General features: G+C 64.9%; 1 protein-coding gene (cut by a window edge). It reads right to left on the reverse strand.

All coding sequences use genetic code 11. The annotated features are described in order from the left end of the window. On the reverse strand, positions 1-12,347 hold the end of the coding sequence (locus AB0T83_RS05025; protein WP_366192071.1) for a hypothetical protein. Its footprint extends 26,641 nt past the window's final position; only the last 12,347 of its 38,988 coding nucleotides appear in the window; the start codon falls outside the window, past its right edge; it ends in the stop codon at positions 1-3.

Here is a 12,347-nt window from a genome sequence, read left to right on the forward strand (position 1 = left end):
TCAGGCCGAGGCAGAATTTCCCTTCACTTTCTTACCATTGCCGGTTGGCGCCGTTTCGACCCAGATATCCGGCGCCACCTGTTGCAGAACCGTATCCGTGCTGGACCCGCTCAGGCTGCCGTCCTCTTCTTCCAGGATCAGGACATCATCCGGCAGCGTGTCGCCCCCGGTGTTGTCGTCCCCGACGCTGATGCTCACCTCGTTGGTGTCCAGCAGCGAGATCACCGGGTCGTCGTTCAGACCCAGCGCCGACAGATCGAAGAGGATCGGATCGCCCGAGTACCGCCGGCCGGTCTCGATGACCGGATCCATCAAGGTGTCGCTGCCCGCGGCATCATGTTCCAGACCCAGCGCATGGGCGATTTCGTGCAGCATGGCGGACATCAGGTCGACGCCGCTGTCCGCACCGCTTCCGGCAATGGCATTGCCCGCAGCGTCGAACTCGGCATCGTCCAGCGGCGTCGCGTCGACGAACCACCCGGCGCCCGCGGCGTCGATGTCGATCACGATCCGGTCACCGGTCCAGCGGCTGACCACGGCCCCGCCGAGATCGGCGATTTCATAGACCAGCGTGTCCACCAGGGCCGCCTGTTCCGGGGACAGCCCGGCCTTCAGGCGGCGCTTGGCCTCTGCGAAGATTGGTGCGGCCTGCTCCATGGTCAGGGTCTGGGCGGCGGTGATGGTGTCCAGGCTGCCGGTCGCGAGAACAAGATTGCCGCCATTCGACCCCAGCGCGGCAAGTGCCGGATCGCTTGTGGCCATCGTCACATCGCCGAACCGCGCCCCGGTTTCATAGGCCAGCAGGCCAAAGCCGCCATCCACCGTCACTGCGTTATAGACATGGCCCAGTACCGCCTGGCCATCCACGGTCACACTGGCCGTAGTGCCCTTGAGCGACAGGTCCACGGTATAGCCACTGCCGGACTGCAGGTTGAAGCTGGCGCTGGATTCGATCACCACACCGCTGCGCGCGGTGTAATAGCCGAACAGCACGGCGTCGGCGTTGTAATCGAGCAGGACCATCTTGTAGCGGTCGACATCGGCGGCGTCGAAGATCAGCCCGGCCATGTCCGTCGCCTCGACTGTGGCGCTCAGTTGCAGCAGCGAGTCGCTGGCAATGGTCAGGTCATACAGCCATTGCGCCTGCCCGTTGGACAGGGACATCACTTCGGCCGCGGTATTGGCGCCATTGCCAGTGATCTGGAAGCTGCCGCTGACCGGAGAGATGTCGAAGAAATCGCCGACCCCGTCCGTGAAATCCTCGACATCCGTGAAGGTGGTGTCGGGCCGCAGGATCTGGACTACGAAATTGTCGATCTGCGCCTTGGAATTGTTGCCGGCAACACCGATCCCGCCCGCATTCAGGTTCAACGGCAGGCCCTCGCTGTCCAGCCGCGGGGCGAAGGCATGGCTGAAGTACTGCGTGCCGTCGATCACGACCGTGGCCGTCAGCCCGTTGATCGCGACCAGCATGTCGTAATCCTGGTTCGGCTTCAGCCGCGCATTGGTCTGATCCACCACATGCCAGCCCGCGGCATCGCGATATCCGATTTCCAGCTTGTCGTTGGACACATCGACACCCGCGAACTTGAAGTTCTGTGGATCCACATAGTCGAACACCATATAGGCATTGGCCTTGAAGCCGCCGACCGGCTTGACCGCGTTGATCTTGGCGACAAGCTCGAAATAGCTGGGCAGGTACTGGTCCACATGAACCACCGCCACGGCATCGCCGCCAACCTGCGTCGGAGCAACTTGCAGCGCGCCGTTCTGGACCGACCAATTCCCCGTATCGGGCGAGAATCCGTCCGCCCCGATGGTGCCATCGAAGTTGGCGCTGCTGCCACCGCCACCGCCCTGGACGTTGTTGAAGTTCGACGACCGCAGAACATCGCGCGGCCCGCCGGGAATATTGCCCGGCTGCGGATCGTCCGGCGCGCCGGTCTGATCCTGCCAATCGCGGTCCTTCTGGATCACCATGCCCAGTTCGCCCTCGGGCTCGCCGTTGCGGCCGGCGGTATCGCCGGTGTCGGTATCGCGGGTGAAATCGGCGCCATCGGCTTCGGAAAGATCCAGCAGGAACTGCTGCAATTGCGGGTTGACCCCGCGCGACACCGTGGCCAGGCCGAAGGGCGCGAAGGGCACGATGTACGAGTTGAACTCGCCCGCCCAGTCGATGGTGCGATCACCGCCGGTGTTGGCCATCAGAACGTCGCGGCCGGCCCCGCCATAGGCGCGGTCCTCATAGCCGGCGTCGGGATCGGGCGCGTCGTTGAGCCCGCCGTTGGTCGACAGATCGTCGTCGATGTTCAGCAGGTCGTTGCCATAACCGCCATAGACGTTGTCGCGCCCGGTGCCACCGACGATCCAGTCGTTGCCCAGATCTCCGAAGATCCGGTCGTCGCCATCGGTATATGTGACGATGGACGGATCGACATCCACGACCGAGCGCGCATCCAGCGGCGCGTTCAGGTCGGTCTCGTCAAAGTTCAGCAGGAACTGATGGATGGTGGTGCCGTCGTCCAGCTCGATCCGGCTGCGCGGGTTGTATTCGTCGTAAAGGAAGAACTCCTCCACCCGTGCCGGATCCAGCGCGAAGCCCAGTTCATTTCCGGCGTTCGACGGGCGGTCATAGCCGCTGATCATCAGTTCGCCGACCTGCACCACGCCGTCGCCGTTCGGGTCCAGCCAGGTGGCAACAACCGGCAGCGCTTCGGCCCCCGACATCGCATCATCGCCGGCACCGCCGTGCATGAAGTCGTCGCCGAGGCCGCCATAGAGGATGTCGTCATGCCCCTGCGGGTCCGACAGCGCCAGGCTGGTCACATCGGCACGATCCTGATCCGGGTCGAAGGGAGTCAGATGGGCGTATTTGGTCAGCTCGCCAGTCACGTTGATGGTGGCTTGCTGCACGTTGCCCGGTGTCGAAATGAAGCTCTCGGTGGTGGCGACTAGACCATAAAGATCCTCGGCCGTGCCGTTGCGGGCGGTCAGGATCCGGCCGTCGTCGCCCAGGATGCCGTCGATGCCGGTACCGCCCGAAATCCAGTCGTTGCCGACGCCGCCGATGATGTCGTCGTCCTGCGCTTCGCCGAACACCACGTCGTCGCCCAGCATGGCGTTGATCGTGTCATCCCCGGATTCGCCGTGGATCTCGTCCCCGGCCCCGATATTTTCCGCCACCAGCTCATCATCCCCACGCGCGCCATCGAAATCGATGCCGCCGGCGGTGTAGTCCAGCAATTCCTGCGCCCGCGGCACGATTTTGAGCGCCGGGTCGTAGCTGTCATAGGCGAAGGTCAGATAGGCGCCCGACCCGATGCCGTTCACCCCCACGAGGCGATAGATGTTGCCGTTGTCCCCCATGATCGAATCCGCATCCGCGGCATGGATGGTGGAGGCCAGCGACGCCTCGTCGACGAACTGCGCGTTCGGCACCCCGAAGTTGTTGCGCTCGATCAGTGTGCCCGAGCCGCCGAAGATGGTGTCGGAACCATCCGGACGCTGGGTCCGCAGCAGCAGGCTGAACTGATCGGAACTGCCGCCGATGATGTCGTCCTGGCCCATGTTGCCGAAGATCAGGTCGTCGCCGCCGTTGCCCTCGATATAGTCGTCGCCGTCTGCGGTGGTCGAGAACGACGGGTTGAAGGCGGTCGGATCGATCACGCCGCTGGCGTCGCGGCCAAAGTCCACGTCCGGCAGGCTGGTGCCCGCGAAGACATCCTCGATGGCGCCGTCGCCCTGGATCACGTCATCGCCCAACTGGCCGAAGATCGTGTCATCCTCGGTGCCGCCGGCGATGTAGTCGTCGCCGAAGCGCCCGAAGGTGGCCGGATCGACGATCAGGGTCGGGTCCGTGGCGCTGACGGTCAGGGCCGTGTGATCCTCGATCGTGGGATCATAGGCGGCCCAGTCCGGCGCGGTGCCGGGGGTGTCATAGACGCTTGAGGTGACCAGCACTTCGCCCGCGATGCCCGGTGCGATATTGGCCAGGCTGTAGATCTGCGTCCCGCTGAGCGCCCGGAAGCGCGGGCTGGTCTCATCGCCTGCCACCAGGGTCAGGTCGACGTTGTCCCCGAAGATCAGGTCCTGCTCGCTGCCGCCATCCAGACGGTCGTCCAGGGTACCGCCGACAAGGATGTCGTCGCCGGCCCGGCCGAAGATGATGTCATTGCCGCCGATGTCATTGTCGGTGGTTTCGATCAGGACCGCCACGCCCCCCGAGAAGGTGATCTGGCCGTTGTCGCCATGGCCGAAATCGGGCCCGCTGCCCAGGTCGATGCGGTCGCCGCCGGCGCCGCCGAAGACCCGGTCGCGATTGCCGCCGGTGGTGATGACGTCGCCGCCGCCGATGCCCGGTGCGGTTGTCTCGACGAAGGTGATGACCCCCGCGGTGGTGAACAGGGCCTCGCCGCTGTCGCCCAGCACAAGGTCCATTCCGGTGTCGCTGCCCGCATCGGTGCCTGCGTCGATGATATCGCCCGCCGCCCCGCCGAAGACGATGTCGCCGCCGTCGCCTGTGAAGATCGTGTCGATGCCGCCGATGGCTTCATTGCGGCTGGTCAGCCGAATCAGGATGCCGGTATCGGTGAAATCCGCCTCGCCCTCATCGCCCAGCACGATGTCGGCGAAATTGCCCGCGCCGGTATCGATCCCGTCCGCATCGGTGCCGCCGAAAACGATGTCGCCGCCGCCGCCGGTGGTGATGGTGTCGACCCCGCCCACATCGCTGGCGGTCGTGGTGGCGTAGGTCAGAACCCCGGCCGTGGTGAAGGTCAGCGCACCGCTGTCGCCCAGCACGATATCGCCGGCCACATCCGCCGGACCGGTATCCTCGCCGGCACTGATGATGTCATCCCCGGCGCCGCCCAGGATGATGTCGGCGGAAATCCCGGTCGAGAGGATATCGCCGCCGCCCTCGCCCGCACTGGTCGAGGTGATGGTGTCCGGATGGGTGATATCACCGTCCAGCGTGTTGAAATCGATGACCCCGTGATCGCCCAGCACAATATCCTCGGCATCCGCGGTGGTGACCACGTCCATGCCGATGGTCTCGCTGCCGGTGGACAGGGTGTAGTTGTGACCGGCCAGGATGATGTTGCGTTCGGTCCCGGCGCCCCCGACCAGCACGTCGGAAATCATGTCCGCGCCGCCATCGGTTTCGTTCACCGTGAACACCCGCTGCACCAGATGCTGGTCGATCAGGCGGACCGTGTCGGTCAGCAGTTCGATCACCCCGTCGTCGCCAAGAAGGATGTCGTTGCCGCGCCCGCCGAAGATCATGTCCTCGCCACGGGTTTCACGTCCGACCACCGCCGTCAGCTTGCGCAGACGGGTGTCGAGCGCATAGGGCACGGTGTCGGGATCGAGGCTCTCGTCCAGGGGCGTGCCCGGCGCGATGTCGAAGCCGCCATCGCCGTAGACATGGTCATCGCCATCCTCGGCCATGATGGTGTCATTGCCTTCGCGACCGGCAATCTGGTCGTCGCCCTGGCTGCCGGTGATGATGTCGTCGCCGAAGCCGCCGTCGATGACCACGCCCGCCGTCGACAGGCTGGCGTCGATGATATCGGCGCCGGGGTTCTGGAACTGGACGCCGTTGCCGTTGGGTGCGTCCGAGGCCGCCGAATAGCGCACCCCGTCCGCCGAGGTGTCGCCGAAGATCACCAGCGGCGACAGGTCGCCGCCCGAGGCCGCACCGCCGCTGACGATGATATGATCGTCGCCGCCGCCGCCATGCACCACGGTGATGCCGCCATGGGTAGACCCCAGGGTCGGCGCAAGCGTGCTGGTGATGCTGATATCGTCGTCCCCGCGGCCATTGAGAACCTCGAGGATCTCGATATCGCCATAGGTGATGCCCGCGTCGAAGGTCACCGTCGAAGTGGTGCCATCCGATTGCAATTCCTGGAACACCACCGCGTCGTTCATGCCTTCGAAGAAGACATTGGTGGCGCTGATGGTGACCGTCTCATCGGTCTCGCTGGTATCGTTGTAGATGTTGAGCCGGTCGATGCCGGTGGCCTCATCGAAGCTGGTCGAAACGCCGAACAGGTCGCCGTCTGTCTCGCCGGGCAGCTTGATCGCCGCTTTCAGCGAACGGTCGGCATCGGTCTCGCCGCCGATGATCTCGATCGGGCCGCGGATCTTGTTGACCAGATGCGGTTGCGGCGCGAAGACCTTGCGCGGCTGCGCGTTGGGATCGGGCTGGAACAGCGGGTTGGCTTTCAGGATCACCGTCTGCTCGGTGAACCAGTCGAGGTCGGTGAAGACCAGCGTGGCCACGGCATTGCCGTCGACGAAGCTGGCACCGCCGTCGGTCGAGGCCAGCACCTGACCGTCCGGCGCCACATTCACCGTCACCGTCTCGCCGGTGCCGACCGGCGCGGTCAGGCGGATGGTATAGGTGTCGGTCGAGGTGATATCGATGGCATCGACCACAGTGTCGCCGTTGCTTTCCTGCACCAGCACGCCGGGCGCGTCGTTGTCATACAGCGTGACGTCGATATCGGCGCGTTCCGCGAACAGATAGTTGGCCGGACCCGAAATGACCGAATGCGCGATCAGATCGGTGAACGGGCTTTCCTCGATGCCGTCGTCGATCGCGGCCACGTTGAGGATCACCTCGGCATTGCTGCCGGCCAGGAACGTGATGGTGTTGGTGACCGCATCGAAGCGCAGATCGGCGCTGCTGATGTCGATCTGTGTGGTGTCGAATTCCAGTTCGACGGTCACATCCGACGCCGGCGGCGTGCTCAGCTTCACCGAGTAGCTGTCGGTGATGCCGTGGGTCGCGCCCTCCAGCAACAGCAGGTCGCTCTTCTGGATGACGATGGCCGGGCGTTCGTTGTCGAACAGGGTGATCAGCACGTCCTTCACGTCAACCTGATCGTAGTTGACGAAATCATCCACCAGCGGATCGGGATCGGCATCGAAGATCGACCCGTCCGAGGTGATGACCGAATGGCTGATGGAAATGTCGCGCGTGCCCTCGGCCCGCAGGTCGTCCTCGGCCCGGACCCAGACTTTCTGGATCGCACCGGCCTGGGTGAAGGTCAGCGTTGCCGCGTTCAGCCATTGCACGACGCCAAGCGACGGGTCGGAGGTGGCGATCAGCACACTTGCGCCGGTCACGCCGGCCGCGTTGAAGGCATCTGCCTCGCCATCCCGCTCGCGGACCGGCGACAGCGCCGCCGAAACGGTGACATAGACGGGGGCGCCCAGCAGACCGGCCCCGGCCAGGCTGACGTCATAGCTGACATAGGCATTGGGGGTCGCCTCATCCAGCACCAGGTCTCCGCCGGTGTCGATCTTGACCAGGCCATCGCGGGAATCCGCGATGTTCAGATCCAGCCCCGGCACGAACAGCGTGTCGAAATCCGTATCGCGGTTCGGGTCGTCGGTGTTGATGCCGTGCAGCACATAGGCCGACCGGCCCTCAAGATCCCGCGAGACCACGCCCGCCTCATCCACATCGCCCGAGACCTCGAACAGGTCATGGCCCAGGCCACCGATGATGGTGTAGCCGACGCCCACATGGGTCGACAGGATATAGAAGGTATCGTCGCCTTCCAGACCGTCCACCTCGATGGATTCCTCGCGGCCCGAAAGCTGGACGTTGAGTCCCGCGCCGAAGACGCCGTCCTCGGTGATGACGAAGGCGTCGCCCAGTTCGGTGCCCAGCACGACCACCTCGTCGAAGCCCGAACCGCCGTCGATGTTCACCGGGGCATTGATGTTGTAGCGGATCTCGTCGTTGCCGGCGCCGCCCAGAACCTCGGTGCCCTCGGCGATCGAATTGCCGCTTTGCAGGACGAAGGCGCGGACCACGAAATCGTCGTCGCCATCGTTGCCTTCCAGCCGGACCGCCGACTTGTTGGAATAGATGGTGAAGGTGTCGTTGCCGATATCGCCCTGGATCAGCATGGGCAGGCTGGCCCCGCGCGACAGGTATCCGCGCGTCGTCAGTTCGGTCGCATCCGCGAAATCGTCGAAATCGGCCACCGCGTTATAGTCGCGCTCGGTGCCGTACAGCTGCCCGACCTGGAAGTCGTCATTGCCGGCGCCGCCGTCGATGGTGGTGATGGCGGCATTGTCGTCGACCGCGACCACATCGTCGCCCGCGCGGGTGTTGACCTGCAACCGGCCATTGATCGACCGGTCATAGTTGATGCGCTCCACCGGAGTGCCGGCGGGTTGACCCAGACGGATCGCGTCGACGGTGCCATGCAGCAGCGCCACGAAGGCCGCGCCCGGGCCCTTTTCGGTGCTGTAGGCGGCGGCATTCGGCAGATCGAATTCCGGGTTGTAGGACATGCGCCGCAGCAGGAACACATCCTCGGCACCGGTGCCGTCGATGGTCAGCACATCCTCGCCTTCGTCGGGCAGACCGCTGTCCAGAACGTCGATGGTGTAATTCAGCGCCACATAGCCGACCTGTCCGGTCTCGGCGACACTGCCCGCCGTCTGGATGAAGACGGAATCCGACCCCGCTTGCCCGTCGATCAGCATCGAGTCGCGGGCCGCCTGGCTGGCCAGACGGTCGACGGACATGGTGTCGTCGCCGGTGCCCAGCCGCACCTCGACCGCGCCCGACAGGACCGCGACCGGGGTGACGGTCACAGTGTCATTGTCGGCGCCCGTGTCGAAGACGATCCGCTGGGTGTCGGCCAGATCGGCGCGGCGTGTCGCCGGGGTGGTGTCGGTGTCGTCCGGCGTGGCGGTGGCGGTGATGTCGCCCTCGACCAGCAGCGTGTCATCGCCGGCCCCAGTCTCCACCCGCACCCAGGCCCCGCTGGCGGTCGAGCCGTCCTCGAACTCCACCAGATCCTCGTCCGAGCCGAACAGCAGCGACAGCGAGCCCACCGCGACCAGCGCGGCGCCGGTCTTGACCAGAACGTCGTTGTCGCCGTTGCCGCCGGTGATGTCGATGGTGGTGCCCGCGCTCAACAGGGCGCCGGTCTCCAAGGTGATCGAATCGTTGTCGGCGCCGGTGGTGACGGCGATCTGCCCGCCGGCCTGCAGGGTTGCGTTGGTGTCGAACAGGATCGTCGAGCCGACCCCGGCATCGGGATCCACAAGCTCGCCATCCGCCGTGATCAGGATCGATCCTGTGGCGATCAGCGACGCATCGGCCTGGATCGTGACATCGTCCCCCGCAAGGATCACGATATCCTGCCCGGCCAGCCCGCCGGATCCGGCTTCGACCAGAAGACCGGCCAGCACCACGAAATCATCATCGGCCGTGGCGCCCGCCAGGGTGCCATCGTCCAGCCCGTCATCCGAGGTCACATACAGCACCGACCCCAGTGCATCCACGTCTTCGGTAATCACGATGGGGCTGGAGGCCGTGACCTCGATATCGCCGCCGGCCTGCTGGCCCCCGGCCTGAACGGTCACCGCCGCGGTGGAGTCGATGACCCCCCCGACGGTCAGCGCGCCACTATTGAACACATAGGTGCTGCCCAGTTGCGACCAGCTTTCCAGACCGGCGGTCGCGGCCACGATGCGCGCCGCGCTGGTGCCGATGTTGTCCAGCGCGAACAGCCAGACCTTGCCGGACAGGATGTTCGGCGTGGCCTCATCTGCATCGCCGTCGAAGATCGACCCGTCCGGCGCCCGGATGAAGGCAGTGTCGCCGGACACATCGATGGTGATGGTGTTCAGCAACAGGTCGCCCAGGTTCTCGGTAATCCGCTGGCTGGCCATCGACCGCGTCGTCAGCACCCCGCCCAGATAGGCGCGGCTGTCGATTTCAAGGTATTCCAGCGCCTCGCCGATGGACCCGACGGTGCCGGTCTGCTGCTGGTTGATGTCCAGGAACCCGGCCCAAAGGGTGATGTTGGTGCCGATGATGTCGGTCAGCGGTCCGCCCGGCAGGCTGTCGGACACCGCGTCCACCAGATTGCCGTTCATGACGCCGATGGTCACATCGCCAAAGGCGGACTCCACCCGGTCAACCGCCAGGTTGCCGCCCAGGAAGGTCTCGCGCACATGGATGTCGCCCTGCGCGACGCCGGTGATGGTGCCGTCGTCCAGGCCAAGGCTGTCGACCAGCTGGATATCGAACATCTGCGACGACGAACCCACATCCCCGGCCACGTCGAACACGAAGTCATTGGTGGTCAGCACCGGCGTGGCATCGGCAAACAGCGTGCCCTTCAGCAGGTCGCCCTTGGTCGTGGTCAGCGTCACCACGTTCTGGGTGAAATTGTCCAGGGCCGAGACATCCCGCACCAGCAGGTCGCCCCGGTCGCCGGTTTCGCCGGCCAGCGTGTTTTCCGTGATCCAGATCGACCCGGCGGAACGCGCCGTCAACTCGCCGTCATTGTCCAGATCGATGACCAGCGCATCGGTCGAGGTGCCGATGTCGCCGATGTCCCCTTCGACGATCAGCGATTGGGCCACGACGCTGGCACCGCTGCCCGGCTTGACGTCGTAGACGCCGTTGGAGCTCTTGATCTGGGCTTCCTTGCCGGCAATCAGCGACAGGATGCGCATGCCGAGAGTGCTGTCGGACCCGATGAAGACCTCGCCGTTGATCGCGTGGGCGGTGATATGGCCGCTGGCGGCGATATCCAGATCCTCGGCGGGATCGATGCGCACATAGACCGCCGTGGCATTCGGGTCCTCGCTGTCGATCGGCACCATGTTCGCGTCAAGGAAGAAGATCTCGCTCGGCTCGGCTGCCGCCAACTGCTTGATTAACGCGGCGAATTCGGCATTCAGCACCGGATTCGACGAGCCGCGCTTGGCCTCGATGTCGGCGATGGCGATGTCGATCTGATCCTTGCGCGACCCGATGTCCGCATCGGCGCCATTGGCATAGATTTCGACGTTGTGACCCAGGAAATTGTGCTGTTCGCGGGTCAGAGTCGTGCCCGGAACCGCCTTGGGCCGCAGGATCGAGGCCGAGATGGTATTGTCGAGCTGGCTCTGGGTCCATTCGGCCCGTGCCCCAAGGGCTGCGCCTTCCGACAGGCGATGGCCGGTGCCGGTGCCGATGGTGTCGTCCAGCGTGACGATATTGGCGCCGTCACTGGTCGTGGACAGCGACAGCTTGGTGCTGTCGGCGGGATCGAGGACCACGAAGTAGAACTCCAGGTCAGTTAGGCCACCGATGGCTGTGCCGCCGCCGGCGCTGTATTGCACCTGCCGTCCGGTGACGAAGGTATTGATCCCGAAGTCGATCAGGTTGCCGGTCACATCCGCCGTGCCGAACGGCCCGTGCAGATTGTCGGTCGAGGCCGTTGTCCGGTCGCCGGCGTCATATTGGAAGGTCGCGTCGAACACATCCGCGCTGTAGGGGTTTCCGGTCTGGATATTGCCGACATCGCCGTAAGTTGCGTGCAGCACCGCGAATTCCACGGCGCGGCTGGCTTCCAGAACCGCGATCCGGTTGCTGATCTGCTGCGGCGTCAGCGACCCCGTCAGGCTGTGTTCAACGCCGGTTGCCGCGCTGGGATCCAACACGATGGTCAGCCCGTAGATCACGGTCAGCGCGGCGGTGTCATTGGCAGTGTTGCCATCGGCCAGATCCGCCATCGCCGCATCGAACTGGGCCTTGTCGGCAATGTCGATCAGCTTGACCCGCTCGTTGTTGGTGCCCGCGAGATAGGTCAGATAGGTTCCGCCCTCGACCAGCCCGCCGATGGCGGTCGCCGGAGTGCCGTCGGTGTTCAACCCGGCGCTGTAGACCACCTGGGTGCCATTTTCGAAGCCGTGCCCGCCCAGAGCGATGGAATAATCCAGCGCGTCGCCGTTCACATCGCCGTTGATGTCGGTCGCGGGCGTGAATGTGCTGACGCGATCGGTGCTGTAGAAGGCGGTAAAGGACGCCAGTTCAGCCGCCGACAGCGTCGGGACGAAGGTCGGATCGTAATACAGATGCATGTAGCTGACGGCGGTGCCGCGGGCCAGGCCGCCGCTGAGGATCAGCGAATCCGAGGCATCATCGAAGGCCCCGACCCCCGCTGTGGGATCGAAGGCCGCGATCAGGCTGTTGTCGTCACGATCCGCAGTGGGGACTGCGCTCTGGAAGAACCGGTGCAGCGCCTTGCCGGTCTGGAAGGTGTGCGCATCCGTATCCTGCGCTGCGCCCTGCGCGAGGGCGATCAGGTTGGTGCCCGCCAGCGCGTCGGCATGGGTGGCGGCAAGTTGCAGGGTGGTATCGCCCGATCCAGAGACCACCGCATAGTAGATGCCGCCATCGGTCAGGCCCGAAATCGCGGTCGCCCCGTTCGAGGAATAGACGATCTCCTGCCCCAGATAATAGCTGTCCGCCGCCACCGGAATATATCCGGGGCTGGTTGCCGACAAGATGGAACTGGGCGTGATCGCCGTCACCG

The sequence above is a fragment of the Meridianimarinicoccus marinus genome (assembly GCF_040689105.1).
GTDB lineage: Bacteria > Pseudomonadota > Alphaproteobacteria > Rhodobacterales > Rhodobacteraceae > Meridianimarinicoccus > Meridianimarinicoccus marinus.